2 protein-coding genes (1 of these 2 cut by a window edge) are annotated in these 23,138 nt (G+C 65.0%); both read left to right on the forward strand.

The features are described 5' to 3' along the window. A complete protein-coding gene (locus AC1RBR_RS11630) occupies positions 1 to 13,014 on the forward strand; it encodes an amino acid adenylation domain-containing protein (RefSeq protein ID WP_492564456.1) in 13,014 nt (4,337 codons plus the stop codon). Beyond that, positions 13,011 to 23,138, forward strand: the 5' portion of a protein-coding gene (locus AC1RBR_RS11635) for a non-ribosomal peptide synthase/polyketide synthase (RefSeq protein ID WP_492564458.1). Its footprint extends 7,695 nt past the window's final position; the window shows 10,128 of its 17,823 coding nt (coding positions 1-10,128); the start codon lies at positions 13,011 to 13,013; its stop codon lies beyond the right edge, outside the window. Before AC1RBR_RS11630 ends, AC1RBR_RS11635 begins: the two co-directional genes overlap by 4 nt.

A 23,138-nucleotide genomic window follows, 5' to 3' on the forward strand; every position in this document is an offset into this window, starting at 1 on the left:
ATGCATTTCAGCGAACTGATGGCTGTTCTTTCCACCCATGCGATCCGCCTTCAACAGGAAGATGAAGACCTGGTCATTCTGGGCAGCGACGACGCGCTGGACGATGCGTTGTGGGACAGCCTCAGCCAACACAAGGCGCAGCTGCTGGAGCTGGTCGCCCGGCACGGTGGCGACTGGCTGAGCCCGGCGTTTCGCATCACCCCGGACATGCTGCCGCTGGTGACCCTGGATCAGCCGACCATTGACCGCCTGGTTGCCAATGTGCCTGGCGGCGCCGCCAACCTGCAGGACATTTACCCGCTGGCGCCGCTGCAGGAAGGCATGCTCTATCTGCACCTGTCGGCGCCCGCCGGTGACCCCTACGTGTCGCAAGCGCGATTCGCCTTCGACAGCCTCGAACGTCTGGAGGCTTTCGCCGAGGCGCTGCAATGGATGATCGAACGCCACGACATTCTGCGCACCTCGTTCGTCTGGGAACGCCTGGCCGAACCCCTGCAAGTGGTGCAGCGGCAGGCTCGTCTGCACTGCGAAGAAATCGCCCTCGCGCCGGGCGCGGATGCACTGACGCAGCTGCTGGAGCGCCACGACCCTCGGTTCTTCCGCCTCGACATCCAGCAGGCGCCGCTGCTGCGTCTGGTGTACGCCATGGACCCGGCCAACGGTCGCGTGGTCGCGCTGTTGCTGTTTCATCACCTGATCATGGATCACGTCGCCCTCGACGTGGTGCGCCGCGAAACCCGCGCGCATCTGCTCGGCCAGACCGCGCAGGTCGGGCCGCCGGTGCCGTATCGCGATCACCTGGCCAAGGCCCGTCTGCGTCTGGACGAGCAGGTTCACGAAGGGTTTTTCCGCGAGATGCTCGCCGACATCGACGAGCCGACCTTGCCCTGTGGTCTGCAGGATGTGCAGGGCGACGGCCAGGACATCGAAGAAGCTGTGCTGATGCTCGACACCGATTTCAGCCGGCAACTGCGCGGCCAGGCGCGTCAGCTCGGGGTCAGTGTCGCAAGCCTGATGCACCTGGCACTGGCGCGGGTGCTCGGTCAGTTGTCCGGGCGCACGGCGGTGGTGTTCGGCACCGTGCTGCTGGGGCGGATGGAGGCGGGTGAGGGCGGCGAACGGGCGCTGGGGATGTTTATCAACACCTTGCCGCTGCGGGTGGATGTCGGGCAGGACGGCGTGCGCGCCGGGGTGCTGGCCACCCATCGACGCCTGACCGCGTTGCTCGGCCATGAACAGACCTCACTGGCACTGGCTCAGCGTTGCAGTGCGGTGGCAGTGCCGACGCCGTTGTTCAGCGCGATCCTCAACTATCGCCACAGCAGCAGTGAAGAGATCGCCGAGGTCAGCGAACTGGCCCCCGGTGTGCAAGTGCTGGGCGCCCGCGAGCGCACCAATTACCCGCTGACGATCAACATCGACGACCTCGGCGAAGACTTGCGCATTACCGCGCTGGCCGATGCGGCGCTGGGCGCCGAACGCATCGCCGCTTATCTGCACACCGCGTTGCACAGCCTGCTGCAGGCCTTGCAATCGACCCCGGATGCGCCGCTGCAACGCCTGAATATTCTGCCGGCGACCGAGCGCGATTATCTGCTGCACGGGGTCAACTCGCCGTTGCCACAGTTCCCGGAAACCCCGTTGATTCACCAGCAGTTCGAGGCCCACGCGGCGGCGCGCCCCGAGGCCACAGCGCTGCTGTTCGAGGAGCAGACGTTGAGCTACGGCGAACTCAATCGCCGCGCTAATCAACTTGCGCATCACCTGATGGCGCGGGGGATTCGCCCGGATCAGCGCGTGGCGATTTGTGTCGAGCGTGGCCCGCAGATGATCATCGGCTTGCTCGGTGTGCTCAAGGCTGGCGCCGGTTATGTGCCGATCGACCCGGCGTATCCACTGGAGCGCATCGCCTACACCTTGCAGGACAGCGCCCCGGTGGCGGTGCTGACCCAGGCCGATACGCTGGACCGGGTTGGCGCGCTCAACGTGTCGATCATCGATCTGGACAGCGTGCAGTTGCAGGCTGAACTCAGCAGCAATCCGCAGATTCCCGAGCTGACCCCAAATCATCTCGCCTACGTGATCTACACCTCCGGTTCCACCGGGTTGCCCAAAGGCGTGATGGTCGAACACCGCAACGTGGTGCGACTGTTTTCGGCGACCCACGACTGGTTCAACTTCAACCCACAGGACGTGTGGGCGCTGTTCCATTCCTTCGCCTTCGACTTCTCGGTCTGGGAGATCTGGGGCGCGCTGGCGTTTGGCGGCCAGTTGTTGCTGGTGCCGCAGGCGGTCAGCCGCTCGCCGGACGACTGCTACGCGCTGCTGTGCCGCACTGGCGTGACCGTGCTCAATCAGACCCCGAGCGCCTTCCGCCAGTTGATCGCGGCGCAGGGCCGCAGCCCGTTGCAGCACTCGTTGCGCGAAGTGATCTTCGGCGGCGAAGCACTGGAACCGGGCCTGCTCAAACCGTGGTACGCGCGGGTCGGCAATGCCGGTACACGATTGGTGAACATGTACGGCATCACCGAAACCACGGTGCACGTAACCTATCGGCCACTGGAGGCAGCGGACTCGCTACTGGTCGGGCGCAGCCCGATTGGCGTGGGCATTCCCGACCTGCAACTGTACGTACTCGACGCGCAGCGCGAACCGGTGCCGGTCGGCGTGATCGGCGAGTTGTACGTCGGTGGCGCCGGGGTTGCCCGGGGTTACCTCAACCGCGAGGCGTTGACCGCCGAGCGCTTTATCGCCGACCCGTTCAGCGGCCGTGCCGAGGCGCGTCTGTACAAGACCGGTGATTTGGCGCGCTGGACCGCCGATGGCAGCCTCGAATACCTCGGGCGCAACGACGATCAAGTGAAGATCCGTGGTTTCCGCATCGAACTCGGTGAAATCGAAGCTCGCCTGGCAGCCTGCGCCGGGGTGCGCGAAGCGGTGGTGATCGCTCGCGAAGACAGCCCCGGTGACAAGCGTCTGGTGGCCTACTGGCTGGCCGCCGCAGGCACTGAGCCGAGCGCCGCGCAACTGCGCGACGAGTTACTGCTGTCGCTGGCCGACTACATGGTGCCGAGCGCGTTTGTGCGCCTCGACGCGTTGCCGCTGACCACCAACGGCAAACTTGATCGCAAAGCCTTGCCACAACCGGACAGCGATGCGTTCGCCCGTCGCGGTTTCGAAGTGCCGCTGGGGCCGGTGGAAACCCTGATTGCCGGAATCTGGCAGAGCCTGCTCGGTGTCGAGCAGGTCGGGCGGCACGACAATTTCTTCGAACTTGGCGGCCATTCGCTGCTGGCGGTGAAACTGATCGAACGCATGCGCCAGCACGACTTGCAGTGCGACGTGCGCGTGCTGTTCGGCCAGCCGAGCGTCGCGGCACTGGCGGCGACCCTGAGCCACAGTCACGCCCTGCGGGTGCCGGACAATCTGATTCCTGCCGATTGCACGCGGATCACCCCGGACATGCTGCCGCTGGCCACGCTGGATCAGGCCGCCATCGACTGCGTGGTCGCCAGCGTGCCCGGCGGCGTTGCCAATGTGCAGGACATCTATGGTCTGGCACCGTTGCAGGCGGGGATTCTCTACCATCATCTGGCGACCAGCGCCGGTGACCCCTACGTGCTGCAGGCGCAATTCGCCTTCGCCGGTCTGGCGCAGATCAAGGCCTTCGTTCGGGCGTTGAACGCGGTGATCACACGCCACGACATTCTGCGCACCAGCGTGATCTGGGAAGGGCTTGAGGAGCCGGTGCAAGTGGTCTGGCGCGAGGCGCCGCTGGCGCTGGAACGAGTCGATGCCGACCTGCTTGAGGGTGATGTGCTGGAACAGATGCAGGCGCGGTTCGATCCACGGCACTACCGCCTCGACCTGCGCCGGGCGCCGCTGATGCGTCTGGCCTACACCGAAGACCGAGCACAGCAGCGCTGGGTCGGCATCCTGTTGCTGCACCACATCGTGCTCGACCACACCGCACTGGAAGTGCTGCTCGCGGAAATGAACGACAGCCTGTACCCGAGCGGTGCGGATCTGCCGGCGCCGGTGCAGTACCGCAACTACGTGGCGCAGGCGCAACAGCACGCCGATACCCAGGCGCATGAAGCGTTCTTCCGCGACATGCTCGGCGACATCGACGAGCCGACCGTGGCCTTCGGTGTGCAGGACGTACATGGCGACGGCAGCAGCATCGTCGACAACGAGCAGGCGCTGGACGCTGGCGTGGCCGAGCGGTTGCGCGAGCAGGCGCGCCGCCTCGGCATCAGCGCGGCCAGCCTGGTGCACCAGGCCTGGGGCCAGGTGCTGGCGCAGGTTTCGGGGCGCGAAGAGGTGGTATTCGGCACCGTGCTGCTCGGGCGCATGCAGGGCGGCGAGGGCGCCGATCGCGCACTCGGCATGTTCATCAACACCTTGCCGTTGCGGGTCAGTGTTGGCGCGACTGCGGTGGAGCAAGGCGTGCGCGCTACTCATGAGCGTCTGGCGCAACTGCTGGCGCATGAGCAGGCCTCGCTGTCGCTGGCCCAGCGTTGCAGCGGTGTGGCTGCGTCGCTGCCGCTGTTCAGCAGCTTGCTCAACTATCGCCACAGTGCGGCGGAACCGGCAGGCGTGGCTTGGGACGGGATCGAGATTCTCAGCTCGCGCGAGCGCAGCAACTATCCGCTGGTGGTCAGCGTCGACGACCTCGGCACCGGTTTCCGCCTGAGCGTGCAAGCGGTGCCGCAAGTGGATGGCGCGCGGGTCTGCGACTACCTGCAAACCGCGTTGCACAATCTGCTGACGGCGCTGGAGCACACGCCGGCCGCGCCGCTGCGGCAGATCTCGGTGCTGTCGCCGAGCGAACGCCAGCGGGTCCTGGTCGGCTTTAACATCACCGGTCGCGACTACCCGCCGGCGCAAACCGTGCAGCGTTTGTTCGAGGCTCAGGCGGCCGCGCACCCCGAGGCTTTGGCGGCGGTGCAAGGTACCCGGCAGTTGAGCTATGGCGAGCTCAATCAGCGGGCCAATCGCCTGGCGCATCACCTGATCGGCCTTGGCGTGCAGCCCGATGACCGGGTCGCCCTGTGCGCCCGGCGCAGCCCGGACATGCTGGTCGCGCTGCTGGCGATCCTCAAGGCCGGCGCCGGTTATGTGCCGGTTGATCCGGCGTATCCGCCGGAACGCATCGCCTATCTGTTGCAGGACTGCGCCCCGGTGGCGGTCGTGGCGCAAGCATCGACCCGCGATCTGCTCGGTGGCGTGCCGGTCATCGATCTGGACAACGACCTCTGGCAGCACCTGTCGGATGCCAATCCGCAGGTGCCGGCATTAACCCCGAACCATCTGGCTTACGTGATCTACACCTCCGGCTCCACTGGCCAACCGAAAGGGGTGATGGTCGAACATGCCACCCTGGAAAACCTCGTGCACTGGCACGCTGAAGCCTTCGACTTGCAGGCCGGCAGCCAGACCGCGAGCGTCGCCGGCTTCGGTTTCGATGCGATGGCCTGGGAAGTCTGGCCGGCGCTGTGTGTCGGCGCAACCTTGCACCTGCCGCCGCCGTCGATCCGCAACGAGCACCTCGACGAGCTGCTCGACTGGTGGTGCGCGCAGCCGTTGCAGGTCAGCTTCTTGCCGACGCCGGTGGCCGAATACGCGTTCAGCCGGCAATTGCAGCACCCGACCTTGCGTACGCTGCTGATCGGTGGCGACCGCCTGCGTCAGTTCAGTCGTGCGCAAACCTTCGACGTGATCAACAACTATGGCCCGACCGAAGCCACGGTGGTCGCTACCTCGGGGCGGGTAGAGCTTGACCAGCCGTTGCATATCGGCCGCCCGATTGCCAACGCCAAAATCTATGTGCTGGACGCCGAGCAGCGTCCGGTGCCGGTGGGCGTGGCGGGCGAGTTGTATGTCGGCGGGGCAGGCGTGGCGCGCGGCTATTTGAATCGCCCCGAGCTGAGCGCTGCGCAGTTCCTGTTCGATCCGTTCAGCGACGAGCCGCAGGCGCGCATGTACCGCACCGGCGATCAGGCGCGTTGGCTGGCCGACGGCAACATCGAGTACCTGGGGCGCAACGACGATCAGGTCAAATTGCGTGGCGTGCGTATCGAACTCGGTGAAATCGAAGCCGCGCTCGGCAGCCACGCTGCGCTGCAGGAAGCGGTGGTGCTGGTCCGCGACGGGCGGCTGATTGCGTGGTTCACCGAGCGCACGGCGGTCGATATTCAACTGTTGCACACGCATTTGCAGGCTCGCTTGCCGGATGCGCTGTTGCCGTCGGCATACGTGCGGCTGGACGCATTGCCGTTGACCGCCAACGGCAAGATTGACCGCAAGGCCTTGCCGGAACCGGAGCATGGCGCGTGGCTCAGCCGCGAATATGAAGCGCCACAAGGTGCCGTGGAAAACGCGCTGGCGCAGATCTGGATCGACGTGCTGAAAGTCGAGCGAGTCGGGCGTCACGACAACTTCTTCGAACTGGGCGGGCATTCGCTGTTGGCGGTGAGCCTGATCGAACGCATGCGCCAGATCGACCTCGCGGCTGACGTGCGCGTGCTGTTCAATCAGCCGACCCTGGCTGCACTGGCCGCCGCTGTGGGCAGCGGTCGCGAAATCGAGGTGCCGGCCAACCGCATTCCGTCGGGCTGCACCCGCATCACCCCGGACATGCTCAGCCTGACCGAACTCGATCAAGCGAGCATCGAGCGCATCGTCGCCACGGTTCCGGGCGGGGCTGCCAACGTGCAGGACATCTATCCGCTGGCACCGCTGCAGGAAGGCATTCTTTACCACCACTTGAGCGCCGAACAGGGCGATCCGTACCTGCTGCAATCGCGGCTGATCTTCGACAGCGTCGAGCGCCTGCGCACCTTCAGCCAAGCCTTGCAGCAGGTCATCGCGCGCCACGACATTCTGCGCACCAGTGTGGTCTGGGAAGGGCTGACGAGTCCGCAGCAAGTGGTCTGGCGTCAGGCGCCGCTGGTGGTGCAAGCGGTGCCGCTGGATCCGGCGCAGGGCGACGTCCTCGAACAGTTGCACGCGCGCTTCGATGCCCGGCACAACCGCCTCGACCTGAGCCAGGCGCCGCTGATGCGCATCGTCTACGCCGAAGACTCGGCGCAGCAACGGGTGGTGGCGATCATCCTGTTCCAGCACTTGATTCTCGACCACACCGCCATGGAGGTGGTCGGCCAAGAAATGCGTGCTTTCATGTTCGATCAGGCCGACAGCCTCGGCACGCCGATGCCGTATCGCAACTACGTGGCACAGGCGCGTCTGGGTGCCAGCGAACAGGAGCACGAAACGTTCTTCCGCGACATGCTCGGCGATATCGACGAACCGACCCTGCCGTTCGGTCTGCACGACGTGCAAGGCGATGGCGGCGACATCGAGGAGGCGCAGCAAGCCGTCGATGCCGGGTTGACCCTGCGCCTGCGGGAACAGGCGCGGCAGTTGGGTGTCAGCCCGGCGAGCCTGATGCACCTGGCGTGGGCGCAGGTGGTGGGGGTGCTTGCCAACCGCCGCGACGTGGTCTTCGGCACGGTGCTGTTGGGGCGTTTGCAGGGCGGTGAGGGCGCGGATCGCACCCTCGGCGTGTTTATCAACACCTTGCCGCTGCGGGTGGATATCAGCGAAGGCGTGCGCGCTGCGGTCAAGACAACCCACGCTCGGCTGACCGCGCTGCTCGCCCATGAACATGCGCCATTGGCGCTGGCCCAGCGTTGCAGCTCGGTGTCCGGGGCGCCGCTGTTCAGCGCCTTGCTCAACTACCGGCATACCGCTGCCGAAGCGCAGCCGCGTGACGGTCAGGGCATCTGGGAAGGCGTGCAATTGCTTGGCGGCGAAGAGCGCAGTAACTATCCGCTGACCCTCAGCGTCGACGATCTCGGCGAAGACTTTTCCCTGTCCGTGCTGGCACTGGCGCAGATCGGCGCGCAACGGATCTGCGGCTACATGCACACCGCGCTGGAGCATCTGGTGCACGCACTGGAGCAGACGCCACAGCGTGCGCTCAACCGTTTGTCGATTCTTGCGGTCGAGGAATACGAGCGCTTGCTGGTCGGTTTCAACCCGACGGCGGCGGCATACCCGCGCGGCGCAACGATTCAGGCGCTGGTGCAAGCGCAGGCCGAGCAGCAGCCACAGGCGCTGGCGGTGGTGCAGGGCACGCAGCAACTGACCTACGCGCAGCTCAATCAGCAGGCCAATCGCCTGGCGCATCACTTGCTCGGTCTCGGCGTGCAGCCGGACGACCGGATCGCCGTGTGCCTGCAGCGCAGCCCGCAGATGCTGGTGGCGCTGCTGGCGATTCTCAAGGCCGGCGCCGGTTATGTGCCGGTCGATCCGGCGTACCCGGCGGAGCGCATCGCCTACCTGTTGCAGGACAGCGATCCGGTGGCGGTGCTGGCGCAGGGCGCGACCCGCGAGTTGCTGGGCCGTGTGCCGGTGATTGATCTGGACAATGTCACTTGGCAGCACCTGTCCGATTGCAATCCGCAACTGCCGACGCTGACCCCGGCGCATCTGGCCTACGTGATTTACACCTCGGGCTCGACCGGCCAGCCGAAAGGCGTGATGGTCGAACACGCGACCCTGGAAAACCTTGTGCACTGGCACTGCGAGGCATTCGACCTGCGCGCCGGCAGTCACACCGCCAGCGTCGCCGGTTGCGGTTTCGACGCGATGGCCTGGGAAGTCTGGCCGGCGCTGTGTGTCGGCGCGACCCTGCACCTGCCGCCGCCGTCGATCAGCAACGAACACCTCGATGAACTGCTCGACTGGTGGCGCGCGCAACCGTTGCAGGTAAGTTTCCTGCCGACGCCGATTGCCGAATACGCCTTCAGTCGTGAGCTGGGTCACCCGACCTTGCGCACGCTGTTGATCGGTGGCGACAAGTTGCGGCAGTTCCCGCGTGAGCAGACCTTTGCCGTCATCAACAACTACGGCCCGACCGAAGCCACGGTGGTCGCGACCTCCGGGCAAATCCATGCCGGACAGCTGCTGCATATCGGCCGGCCCATCAGCAACGCCCGGGTTTACCTGCTCGACGAACAACAACGTCCGGTGCCGGTTGGCGTGGCGGGCGAGTTGTACGTCGGTGGCGCAGGTGTGGCCCGTGGTTATCTGAACCGCCCCGAGCTGACCGCCGAACATTTCCTCGAAGACCCGTTCAGTGACGAACCGCAGGCGCGCATGTACCGCACCGGCGACCTCGCACGTTGGCTGGCCGACGGCAATATCGAGTACCTGGGGCGCAACGACGATCAGGTCAAATTGCGCGGCGTGCGGGTGGAACTGGGTGAAATCGAAGCCGCGCTGTCCAGCCATCCGGCGGTGCAGGACGCGGTGGTGCTGGTGCGCGAGGCGCGGTTGATCGCCTGGTTCACTGCCCGCGCAGCGGTCGATATCGAAGAGCTGCGTGCGCATCTGCAAGCGCGTCTGCCACAGGCACTGGTGCCGGCAGCTTACGTTCGGCTTGAGGCGCTGCCACTGACCGCCAACGGCAAACTCGACCGCAAGGCCTTGCCCGAACCGGATCAGGACGCCTGGCTCAGCCGCGAATACGCAGCCCCGCAAGGGCCGGTGGAAACCGCGCTGGCGCAGGTCTGGGCCGAGGTGTTGCAGGTCGAACAGGTCGGGCGACACGACAACTTCTTTGAACTGGGCGGGCATTCGTTGCTGGCGGTGACGCTGATCGAGCGCATGCGTCAGCTCGGCCTGAGCACCGACGTGCGCGTGCTGTTCAGCCAGCCAACCCTCGCCGCGCTAGCCGCCGCCGTCGGCAGTGGTCGCGAAGTCGCGGTGCCGGTCAACCTGATTCCGCTTGGTTGCACGCATATCACGTCGGACATGCTGACGCTGGTGCAACTGGATCAGCAGAGCCTCGAGCGAATCGTTGCCACGGTGCCGGGCGGTGCCGCCAACGTGCAGGACATCTATCCGCTGACGCCGTTGCAGGAAGGCATTCTTTATCACCACTTGAGCGCCGCGCACGGCGATCCATACCTGCTGCAATCGCGCCTGGCATTCGACAGCCTTGAACGCTTGCAGGCCTTTGCCGCCGCGCTGCGTCAGGTCATGACTCGCCATGACATCCTGCGCACCGGAGTGGTCTGGGAAGGGCTGGCGACGCCGGTGCAAGTGGTCTGGCGTGAAGCCGAGCTGCCGCTGCAGGAGGTTGCATTCGATCCGGCGGGCGGTGATGTTCTGGCGCAGTTGTATGAGCGTTTCGACGCGCGGCATTACCGCATCGACCTCAGTCAGGCGCCGTTGATTCGCCTGGTCTATGCACAAGACCCGGCCAATGATCGAGTGGTCGCCATGCTGCTGTTCCATCACATCGCCATGGATCACACGGCGCTGGAAGTGGTGCAGCAGGAACTGCAGGCGCTGCTCTTCGGTCACGGCGAAGCGCTGATACCCGCCGTGCCGTATCGCAATTACGTGGCGCAGACCCGACTGGGCGTCAGCGAGCAGGAGCATGAAGCGTTCTTCCGCGCGATGCTTGGCGAGATTGACGAGCCAACGCTGCCGTTCGGTCTGCTGGATGTGCACGGTGACGGCCATGACATCGAAGAAGTCCGTCAGGGCCTGCCCGAAGCCTTGGCGCGGCGCTTGCGCAATCAGGCGCGGCAGATGGGCGTGAGCGTCGCGAGCCTGTTCCATCTGGCGTTTGCTCAGGTATTGGCGGCGACTTCCGGACATGAGCGCGTGGTGTTCGGCACCGTGCTGTTGGGGCGGATGCAGGGCGGTACCGGCGCTGATCGCGGTCTGGGGATGTTCATCAATACGCTGCCGCTGCGGGTGGATCTGGGTGATGTTTCGGTGCGTGCCGGGGTGCGCGCCACCCATGCGCAACTGACCGCATTGCTTGGCCATGAACATGCGTCACTGGCATTGGCCCAGCGTTGCAGCGGGGTGGCGGCGCCGTCGCCACTGTTCAGCGCCATGCTCAACTACCGGCACAGCGTCAGCGCAGAACAGTTGCAAGCCAATCGCCTGACCTGGCAGGGCATCGAAAATCTTTCCAGCGAAGAGCGCACCAACTACCCGCTGAGCTTCAACGTCGACGACCTGGGTCAGGGCTTTGACCTCACGGCCATGACCCCTTCGCAGATTGGCGCGGCGCGGGTGTGTGGCTACATGCAGCAGGCGTTGGCGGGGCTGGTCGAAGCGCTGGAGCAGACACCGCAGCAGGCCTTGAATCGCCTGCCGGTACTAGCGGATGCCGAGCGCCAGCAGTTGCTGTTCGGCCTGAATGCCACCGAGGTCGATTACAACCTTGAGCAGACCATTCACGGCTTGTTCGAAGCGCAAGTGGCGCGCACGCCTTGGGCACCAGCGGTGGCCGCTGATGAACAGCCACTGACTTATGCCGAACTCAACGCCCGAGCCAATCAACTGGCGCGGCACCTGCGCGAATTGGGCGTAGGGCCGGACTCACGGGTGGCGATCTGCGTCGAGCGCGGTCTGGACATGGTGATCGGGCTGCTGGCGATCCTCAAGGCCGGTGGCGGTTATGTGCCGCTGGATCCGGCGTATCCGCTGGAGCGTCTGGCTTACATGCTCGAGGACAGTGCCCCGTTGGCGGTGTTGGTGCAGGGAACCACGCGCTCGTTGCTCGGTGACGTTGGCGTGCCGGTGATCGACCTGGATCAGCCGCATTGGCAAGCGCTGCCGACAGACAATCTTGCGATAGCCGAACTGGCCCCGCAGCACACCGCGTACGTGATCTACACCTCCGGTTCCACCGGCCAGCCGAAAGGCGTGATCAACGAACACAGCGGGGTGGTCAACCGTCTGCTGTGGATGCAGGACGCCTATCAACTCACCGCCAGCGACACGGTGTTGCAGAAGACCCCGTTCAGTTTTGACGTCTCGGTCTGGGAGTTCTTCTGGCCGTTGATGACTGGCGCACGTCTGGTCATGGCCCGGCCCGAGGGACACAAGGATCCGCTGTACCTCAGCGAAATCATCGAGCGCGAACACATCACCACGCTGCACTTCGTGCCGTCGATGCTCGACGTCTTTCTCGCCCACGCCGACACCGCACGTTGCAGCAGTCTGCGGCAAGTCATGTGCAGCGGCGAAGCGTTGCCGGGCAGTGTGGTGCGGCGCTTCAAGCAGCAACTGCCTGGCAGTCAATTGCACAACCTCTACGGCCCGACCGAAGCGGCAGTGGACGTGACCGCGTGGAATTGCGCCGGGCCGCTGGAAAGCACCCCGGACAACACGCCGATCGGCAAACCGATCGCCAACACCCGCATGTACATCCTCGATGCCCAGCAACAACCGGTGCCGCACGGCGTGGTCGGCGAGCTGTACATCGGTGGCGTGCAGGTAGCACGTGGGTATCTGAATCGCCCGGAACTGAGCGCCGAACGCTTCCTCAATGATCCGTTCCAGAGCAATGGGCGCATGTACCGCACCGGCGACGTCGCCCGCTATCTGCCGGACGGCAATATCGAATATCTCGGCCGTAACGACGACCAGGTGAAGATTCGTGGCCTGCGCATCGAACTCGGTGAAATCCAGGCACGCCTGACCCAGATCGATGGCGTGCAGGAAACCGCCGTACTGGCCCGCGAAGATGCATCCGGCGATAAGCGTCTGGTGGCGTACTACACCGGGGCGCGCCTGGAAATCGACGTGCTGCGCAGCCATTTGCTGGAGCACCTGCCGGACTACATGGTGCCTGCGCTGTTCGTGCATCTCGATGCACTGCCGCTGAGCCCCAACGGCAAACTCGACCGCAAGGCGCTGCCGGCGCCGGATCAGGGCGCATTGCCGGTGCGCGAATACGAAGCCCCGGTGGGCGACGTCGAAATCACCCTCGCACGGCTCTGGGCCGAGTTGCTCAACGTCGAGCGGGTAGGGCGCCACGATCATTTCTTTGAACTGGGTGGTCACTCGCTGCTGGCGGTCAGTCTGATCGGCCGGCTGCGTCAGGAAGGCATGGAAGCCGATGTCAGGTCGCTGTTCGAACATCCGACCCTGGCCGGCTACGCCGCAATTACCGAACGAATGGAGATCGTCCTGTGAACGTGATCGAACTGTTGGCCACATTGAAGGCTAAAGATATTCAGCTGGCGGTCGCGGACGACCAATTGCGGGTCAACGGCAACAAGCAGGCGTTGAGCGACCCGGCGTTGCTGGCGCTGTTGCGCGAGCACAAACCGGCGCTGATCGAATTGATCAAGGCCGGGCAGTACTCGGCCAGCAAGCACGGCCAGGTCGAGGTGCCGGCCAACGGCATCGTCCCGGGCACCACGCACATCACCCCGGCGATGCTGACGCTGGTCGAGCTCGACCAGGCGACCATCGACCACCTCGTCGCACAAGTCCCCGGCGGCGCAGCCAACGTGCAGGACATCTACCCGCTGGCGCCGCTGCAGGAAGGCATCCTGTATCACCACGCCAGTGGCGGTGACGGTGATCCGTATGTCATGCAATCGCATTTCGCCTTCGCCAGCCGTGAGCGTTTTCAAGCGTTTGCTCAAGCGCTGCAAGCGGTGATCAATCGCCATGACATTCTGCGCACCGCTGTGCATTGGGCAGGGCTGGACGCGCCGGTGCAGGTGGTCTGGCGCCGGGCCGAACTGCCGGTGGAAGAGGTGACGTTGCCTGATGCAAATGGCGACGTGCTGGCGTATCTGCACGAGCGCTTCGATGCCCGGCATTTCCGCCTCGACGTTACCCAGGCGCCGCTGATGCGTCTGGCCCACGCCTGGGATGAGGCCGGGCAACGGGTGATCGCCACGCTGCTGTTCCATCACATGGCCCTCGACCACTCGGCCCTCGACGTGGTGCGCCACGAAATGCGCGCCTGCCTCACCGGGCAGCGTGAACGGCTCGGGCGCCCGGTGCCGTTTCGCAACTACGTGGCGCAGGCACGTCTGGGCGTCAGCGAGGCCGAGCACGAGGCGTTTTTCCGCGAGATGCTCAGCGACATCGACGAACCGACACTGCCCTACGGCCTGCAGGATGTGCAAGGTGACGGCAGCGAAATCGTCGAACTCAGTGTGCCGGTCGCGGCGCTGTTGGGCCAGCGTCTGCGGGCGCAGGCGCGGAAGCTCGGCGTCAGTGTCGCCAGCCTGTTCCATCTCGGCTGGGCGCAGGTGCTGGCCGCGCTGACCGGCAAGCAGCAGGTGGTGTTCGGCACGGTGCTGATGGGTCGCATGCAGGGCGCCGAAGCGATTGACCGGGCGCTGGGGATTTTCATCAACACCTTGCCGTTGCGGGTGAACATCGACGGCCAGGATGTGCGCGCGGCGGTCAACGCCACCCACGCCCGGTTGACCACGCTGATGCGGCACGAACACGCACCGCTGGCCCTGGCTCAGCGCTGCAGTCACGTGGTGGCGCCGACGCCGCTGTTCAGCACGCTGCTCAATTATCGCCACAGCCACAACGTCGCTACCGCCAGTGCCGAAACCCTCGCGGCGTGGGACGGTATCTCCACGTTGCACTCTGAAGAGCGCAGCAACTATCCGCTGACCCTGAGTGTCGATGACCTCGGTGACGCCTTCAGTCTGACCTTGCTGGCGAGCACCCAGACCGATCCGCAGCGTATCTGCGATTACCTGCACTGCGCGCTGGAAAACCTCGTGCTTGCGCTGGAGCAGGCGCCGCAGACACCGGTCAACCAACTGCCGATCCTGCCGGCGGCAGAGCTTGAACAGGTGCTGCTCGACTTCAATGCCACTCAAGTGGATTTCCCGACGGCACAGACTATCCAGCAGCGTTTCGAGGCGCAGGTGGCCGCACGGCCGGACGCGCTGGCGGCAGTGTTTGCCCATGCGCATTTGACCTACGCCGAACTCAATCAGCAAGCCAACGCCTTGGCGCAGCATCTGATCGGCTTGGGCGTGAAGCCTGACGACCGAGTCGCCATCGTCGCCCGTCGCGGGCTGGACACCCTGGTCGGGCTACTGGCGATCCTCAAGGCCGGCGCCGGTTACGTGCCGATTGACCCGGCACACCCTGCGGAACGCTTGAACTACCTGCTCGACGACAGCGCGCCAGTGGCGGTGCTGACCCAAAACAATCTGCGCGAGCGCTTGCCGACGCTGACCGTGCCGGTACTCGAACTCGACCGCTGCAACTGGCCGCAGGGCGTGGCCCATAATCCGCGCGTTCCCGGCCTGAGTACCGAAAACCTGGCCTACGTGATCTACACCTCCGGCTCCACCGGCCTGCCCAAGGGCGTGATGGTCGAGCATCAGACCTTGAGCAATCTGGTCGACTGGCACTGCAGCGCGTTCGACCTTTGTGCCGGGCGCCACACCTCAAGCCTCGCCGGGTTCGGTTTCGACGCGATGGCCTGGGAAGTCTGGCCGGCGCTGTGCGCGGGCGCGACCCTGCATCTGGCGCCGACCCAAGAGGGCGGCGAAGACATTGATGCCTTGCTGGCGTGGTGGTGCGCGCAGCCGCTGGACGTGAGCTTCCTGCCGACGCCAGTGGCCGAATACGCCTTCAGCCAGAACCTCGAACACCCGACCCTGCGCACGCTGCTGATCGGCGGCGACCGCTTGCGGCAGTTCAATCGCAATCAGCATTTCGACTTGATCAACAACTACGGCCCGACCGAGGCCACAGTGGTCGCGACCTCAGGTCTGGTGCAACGCGGCGACGCGCTGCACATCGGCAAACCGCTGAGCAATGCCACGGTGTACCTGCTCGACGAACAACAGCGCCCGGTGCCGATCGGGGTGGCCGGCGAGCTGTACGTCGGCGGTGCCGGGGTTGCCCGTGGCTACCTGAATCGCCCGGACATGACCGCCGAGCGTTTCCTGCGTGACCCGTTCAGTCGCGCACCGAACGCGCGGATGTACCGCACCGGCGACCTTGCACGCTGGCGTGAAGACGGCAACATCGAGTACCTGGGGCGCAACGACGATCAGGTGAAGATCCGTGGCGTGCGCATCGAGCTGGGCGAGATCGAAACCTGCCTCAACCAGTTGCCGGGGATTCAGGAAGCGGTGCTGCTGGCCCGCGAAGATCAACCCGGCCAGCCGCGACTGGTGGCCTACTTCACCGAGCAGGCGCAGGTCGAAGCGCTGCCGCTGGGCGAGTTGCGCGCGCAATTGCTCAGCCGGTTGCCGGAATACATGGTGCCGACCGCGTTCGTCAAACTCGCCGCGTTGCCGCTGACCGCCAATGGCAAGGTCGACCGCAAGGCCTTGCCGGCGCCGGATCTGGCAGCGCTGTTCACCCGCGAGTACGCGGCGCCCGAAGGCGAGGTGGAAACCGCGCTGGCGCAGATCTGGGCCGACGTGCTGCAAGTCGAGCGGGTCGGGCGGCAGGATCACTTTTTCGAACTCGGCGGGCATTCGTTGCTGGCGATGCGCATGGTCTCGCAAGTGCGCCAGCGTCTGGGTGTCGAGCTGGCGCTGAGCGATCTGTTTGCCAACGCCGAACTGGCGGCGGTCGCGTCAGTGCTGAGCGAGGCCGGACGCTGTGCGCAACCACAGATCGTGCCGGTCCCGCGTGACGGCGCGTTGCCGCTGTCGTTCGCCCAGCAACGCTTGTGGTTCCTCGCGCAAATGGAAGGCGCCAACACCGCCTACAACATTCCCGTGGCCCTGCGGCTGCGTGGCCGTCTCGACGACGCGGCGCTGCAACGCGCACTGGCGCGGATCGTCGCGCGCCACGAAACCCTGCGCAGCCGCTTCGCCCAATTCAACGACGAAGCGCAGGTGCTGATTGCCCCGGTGGACACTGGTCTGCTGCTGCGGGTCGAAGACCTGCGCCAGCACCCGCAACCCGAGGAAACCCTGCAGGCGCTGATTCAGGGCGAAGCCTCGGGGCCGTTCGACTTGCAGGACGATCCGTTGATTCGCGGGCGACTGGTACGCCTGGCGGATGATCACCATGTGCTGTTGCTGACCCTGCACCACATCATCTCTGACGGTTGGTCGATGGGGGTTTTGACCCGCGAACTGATGGCGCTGTATCAGGCGTTCAGTCACGGCCAGCCTGATCCATTGCCGCCCCTGGCGCTGCAATACACCGACTACGCGGTGTGGCAACGACGCTGGCTCAGCGGCGAGGTGCTGCAACGCCAGAGCGAATATTGGCAACGGACCCTCGCTGGCGCCCCGGCGCTGTTGATGCTGCCGACCGATCGGCCGCGCCCGGCGCAGCAGGACTATGCCGGCAGCAGCGTCGCCGTCGTGCTCGACGAACGCTTGAGCGCCGGGCTCAAAGCCTTGGGCCAGCGCCACGGCGTGACCCTGTACATGACGTTGATGAGTGCCTGGGCGATGCTGCTCAGCCGCTTGTCCGGGCAAGCTGAAGTGGTGATCGGTTCGCCGGTGGCCAACCGCACCCGCGCCGAAATCGAAGGCCTGATCGGCATGTTCGTCAACACCCTGGCGCTGCGCATCGACACCTCGGGCGAGCTGAGCGTCGAAGCGCTGTTGGCGCGGGTCAAGGCGCAAACCCTGCAAGCGCAGGCGCATCAGGATCTGCCGTTCGAGCAAGTGGTGGAAATCACCCGGCCCGTGCGCAGCCTGGCGCACAGCCCGTTGTTCCAGACCTTGCTCAGTTGGGATGGCCTCGAAAGCCCGGCGCTGGCCCTCGGCGAACTGACGCTGGAAGGCGTGGCCGAGCCGAGCCACTTCGCCAAGTTCGACCTGTCGCTGAGCCTCAGTGAGTCCAACGGCATCATTCGCGGATCGCTGGAATACGCCACAGCCTTGTTTGACCAGAGCACGGTCGAGCGCTTCGTCGGTTACTTCCAGCGCCTGTTGCAGGCGATGGTCGCCAACGATCAGGCGCTGCTGGAACAGGCGCCGCTGCTGGCGCCGGAAGAACAGCAGCGCTTGCTGGTCGAGTTCAATGCCACGGCGGTCGGTTACAACCTTGAGCAGACCATTCACGGCTTGTTCGAGGCGCAAGTGGTGCGCTCGCCGCAGGCACCAGCGGTGGTCGCTGATGAGCAGCAACTGACTTATGCAGAACTCAATGCCCGAGCCAATCAACTGGCGCGGCATCTGCGCGAGTTGGGCGTAGGCCCGGATGCGCGGGTGGCGCTCTGCGTCGAGCGCGGTCTGGACATGGTGATCGGGCTGCTGGCGATCCTCAAGGCTGGCGGCGGTTATGTGCCGCTGGATCCGGCGTATCCGCTGGAACGTCTGGCCTACATGCTGGAGGACAGCGCGCCGCTGGCGGTGCTGGTGCAGGGGGCGACGCGTTCGTTGCTCGGCGAAGTCGCCGTGCCAATGATTGATCTGGATCAGCCGCACTGGCAATCGCTGCCTACGGACAATTTGTCGTTCGCTGAACTGAATCCGCAGCACAGCGCTTACGTGATCTACACCTCCGGTTCCACCGGCCAACCGAAAGGCGTGATCAACGAACACAGCGGGGTGGTCAACCGTCTGCTGTGGATGCAGGACGCTTATCAACTGACTTCTGCCGACACGGTGTTGCAGAAAACCCCGTTCAGCTTCGACGTCTCGGTCTGGGAGTTCTTCTGGCCGCTGATGACCGGCGCGCGCCTGGTCATGGCCCGGCCCGAGGGGCACAAGGATCCGCAGTACCTCAGTGAAGTGATCGAGCGGGAACAGATCACCACGCTGCACTTCGTACCGTCGATGCTTGACGTCTTTCTCGCCCACGCCGACACCGCACGTTGCAGCAGTCTGCGGCAAGTCATGTGCAGCGGCGAAGCGTTGCCGGGCAGCGTGGTGCGGCGCTTCAAACAGCAACTGCCGGGCAGTCAATTGCACAACCTCTACGGCCCGACCGAAGCGGCGGTGGACGTGACCGCGTGGAACTGCGCCGGGCCGCTGGAACAAACGCCAGACAACACGCCGATCGGCAAACCGATCGCCAACACCCGCATGTACATCCTCGATGCCCAGCAGCAACCGGTGCCGCACGGCGTGGTCGGCGAGCTGTACATCGGTGGCGTGCAGGTGGCGCGCGGTTATCTGAACCGCCCGGAATTGAACGCCGAACGCTTCCTCAATGATCCGTTCCAGAGCAATGGGCGGATGTACCGCACCGGCGACGTCGCCCGTTATCTGCCGGACGGCAATATCGAATACCTGGGCCGCAACGACGATCAGGTGAAGATCCGTGGCCTGCGCATTGAGCTTGGCGAGATTCAAGCACGCCTGACCCAGATCGATGGCGTGCAGGAAGGCGCCATACTCGCCCGCGAAGACGTTCCGGGCGACAAGCGTTTGGTCGCGTACTACACCGGCGCACCGCTGGAAATCGAAACGCTGCGCCGCCATCTACTGGAAAACCTGCCGGACTACATGGTGCCCGCGCTATTCGTGCATCTCGCTGCACTGCCGCTGAGCCCCAACGGCAAACTCGACCGCAAGGCGCTGCCGGCCCCCGATCTGGCGGCGCAGACCGCCCGTGAATATGAAGCGCCGATCGGCGAAGTGGAAATCGCGCTCGCGCAGCTCTGGGCTGAATTGCTCAAGGTTGAGCGGGTAGGGCGCCACGATCATTTCTTCGAACTCGGTGGCCATTCGCTGCTGGCGGTGAATCTGGTGGCGCGGATGCGTCGTGCCGGACTGAGCGCCGACATTCGTGTGTTGTTCAACCAGCCGACCCTCGCCGCGCTGGCCGCTGCCGTGGGCGGTGAACCGGAGGCCGAAGTCGCGGCCAACCTGATCACTGCGGACTGCACGCGCATCACCCCCGAGCTGCTGCCACTGGTGACGCTCGACCAGCCAAGCATCGACCGCATCGTCGCCAGCATCCCCGGCGGCGTGGCCAACGTGCAGGAGATTTATCCGCTGGCGCCGTTGCAGACCGGCATCCTGTTCCACCATTTGTCCGCCGCACAGGGCGATCCGTACGTGTTGCAGGCGCAGTTCGCGTTTGCCGATGAACAACGCCTGAACACCTTCACTCAAGCCTTGCAGAACGTAATCCAGCGTCACGACATCCTGCGCACTTCGCTGTTCTGGGACGGGCTGCAAGACCCCGTGCAAGTGGTCTGGCGTGAGGCGCCGCTGGCGTGCGAAGCGCTGGAGCTGAATGGCGCGGACGGCGATGTACTGGAGCAATTGCGCCGGCGTTTCGACGCCACGCAGTACCGCATGGCCGTCAATCAGGCGCCACTGATGCGCGTGGTGCACGCCTGGGACGCAGACAATCAGCGGGTGGTGGCGTTGTTGCTGTTCCATCACCTGGTGATGGACCACGTTGCGCTGGAAGTGCTGCAACATGAAATGCAGGCGTTCCTGAGCGGTCAGCCGCAACGTCTGGCCGAGCCGGTGCCGTATCGCAATTACGTGGCGCACACCCTGTCGGGGATGAGCGACCAGCAGCACGAAGCGTTCTTCGGCGAGATGCTCGGCGACGTCGACGAACCCACCTTGCCTTATGGGCAGAGCCCGGCGCAGGAAGGGCTGGCCACGCAGGCACAGCTGAGCCTCGACACCGCGCTGAGCCGCGACCTGCGCAGTCAGGCGCGGCGTCTGGGTGTCAGCGCGGCGAGCCTGATGCACCTGGCGTGGGCGCAGGTGCTGGGGCAGTTGTCCGGTCGCGATGACGTGGTGTTCGGCACGGTATTGCTTGGTCGTTTGCAGGGTGGCGAAGGCGCGGAACGGGCGCTCGGGGTGTTCATCAACACCTTGCCATTGCGCATCGATCTGCGTGCGCACAGCGTCAAGGGCGCGGCCCTGGCGACGCATCAACGGCTGAGCCAGTTGCTGCAACACGAACACGCGCAACTGGCGCGCATCCAGCATTGCAGCGCGATGGCGCCGACCACGCCATTGTTCAGCACGTTGTTCAATTATCGCCACGGGGCCACGGCGGGTGGCGGTTCTGCCGAGGCCCAAACGGCCTGGCAGGGCATGCAATTGCTTGAGACCGAAGAACACAGCAACTATCGCCTGACCCTCAGTGTCGACGATCTCGGTGAAGGCTTCAGCCTGACCGCACTGACCGGTGCCGGTATCGATGCACGGCGCACCTGCGACTATCTGCAATGCGCCTTGCACAGGCTGGTGGATGCGCTGGAGCACGCGCCGCATCAAGGTTTCGAGCACCTGTCGATCCTGCCGGACGCGGAGCGCGAGCAGTTGTTGCACCGCTTCAACACGACCCGCGCCGATTACCCGCAGGGGTTGACGATTGCCCAGCGTTTCGAGCAGCAAGCGCTTGAGCGACCGCAGGCGCTGGCGGCGGTGTTTGCCGATGCTTCGCTGAGCTATGCCGAGTTGAACCGGCAGGCCAACAGTCTGGCGCATCATCTGATTGCATCGGGTGTACAGCCTGACGATCGCGTGGCCATCGTCGCCCGACGCGGCCTTGATACGCTGGTCGGGCTGGTGGCGATTCTCAAGGCCGGCGCCGGTTATGTGCCGGTGGATCCGGCGCACCCGGCGGAGCGCCTGAGCTATCTGCTGCAAGACAGTGCGCCCGTCGCGGTGCTGAGCCAAAGCGATCTGCGTGAGCGCCTGCCGGCATTGTCGGTGCCGCTGATCGACCTTGATCTGCACCAGTGGCCAAACGAGCCAATCGACAACCCGTCGCTGCCGGCCCTGACCCCGCAGCACCTGGCTTACGTGATCTATACCTCCGGCTCCACCGGTCTGCCGAAAGGCGTGATGGTCGAGCACCAGACGCTGAGCAACCTCGTGGACTGGCACTGCGCGGCCTTCGATCTGCACGCCGGCAGCCATACCTCAAGCCTGGCCGGGTTCGGTTTCGACGCCATGGCCTGGGAGGTCTGGCCGGCGCTGTGCGTGGGTGCGACCGTGCATCTGGCGCCAAACCATGAAGGCAACGAAGACATCGACGCGTTGCTCGCCTGGTGGCGGGCGCAGCCGCTGGACGTGAGCTTCCTGCCGACCCCGGTGGCCGAATACGCCTTCAGTCAGGAACCGGCGCATCCGACCCTGAAAACCCTGTTGATCGGTGGCGATCGTCTGCGCCAGTTCAACCGCAACCAGCCGTTCCGGGTGATCAACAACTATGGCCCGACCGAGGCTACGGTGGTCGCCACCTCCGGTTTGATTGCGGCGGGCGAGGTGCTGCATATCGGTAAACCGGTGAGCAATGCCACGGTGTATCTGCTCGACGCACGGCAACGCCCGGTACCGCTGGGGGTGATCGGAGAGTTGTATGTCGGTGGTGCCGGCGTGGCCCGTGGTTACCTGAACCGTCCGCAGATGACCGCCGAACGCTTCCTGCGCGATCCGTTCAGCAGCGTGCCGAATGCTCGTATGTACCGCACCGGTGACCTTGCGCGCTGGCGTGAGGACGGCACGCTTGAATACCTCGGGCGCAACGACGATCAGGTGAAAATCCGCGGCGTGCGTATCGAGTTGGGCGAGATCGAAACCCGGCTCAATCAGCTCCCCGGTGTTCAGGATGCGGTGTTGCTGGCCCGTGAGGACGAACCCGGTCAGCCACGGTTGGTGGCGTATTACATCGAGCAGGGCGCATCGTTGAGCGTCGCTGATCTGCGCGCGCACCTGCTCACGCAATTGCCTGAGTACATGGTGCCGGCGGCGTTTGTCCGGCTCGACGCGTTACCCCTGACCGCCAATGGCAAGGTTGATCGTAAGGCATTGCCGAAACCTGACCTGACTGCGCTATTCACCCGCGAATACATCGAGCCGCAAGGTGAGTTGGAAACCGCGCTGGCGCAGATCTGGGCCGAGGTGCTGCAGGTCGAACGGGTCGGCCGGCATGATCACTTTTTCGAACTCGGCGGCCACTCGCTGCTGGCCATGCGCATGGTCGCGCAGGTGCGTCAGCAACTGGGGCTGGAGCTGGTGCTGGCTGATCTGTTCGCCAACCCTGAACTGGCGGCGGTCGCCGAATGCCTTTGCGTAGCGCAGGTCAGTAGCCAACCGCAGATCGTAGCGGTGCCGCGTGACGGCACGCTGTCCTTCGCCCAGCAACGCCTGTGGTTCCTCGCGCAAATGGACGGCGGCAATTCGGCGTACAACATTCCGCTTGGCTTGCGCCTGCGCGGGCAACTCGATGTCGAAGCCTTGCAGCGCGCGCTGACGCAGATCGTTGCGCGGCACGCAACCCTGCGCAGCCGTTTCGTCAGCATCGACGATCAGGCGCAGGTGACGATTGCACCGGTCGATAGCGGCCTGCTGTTGCAGGTGGAGGACCTGCGCCAGGATTCACAGGCCGAAGCTACGGTGCAGGCACTGCTCGCGCAGGAA

The organism is Pseudomonas sp. GW823-FHT01D03 (assembly GCF_058798255.1).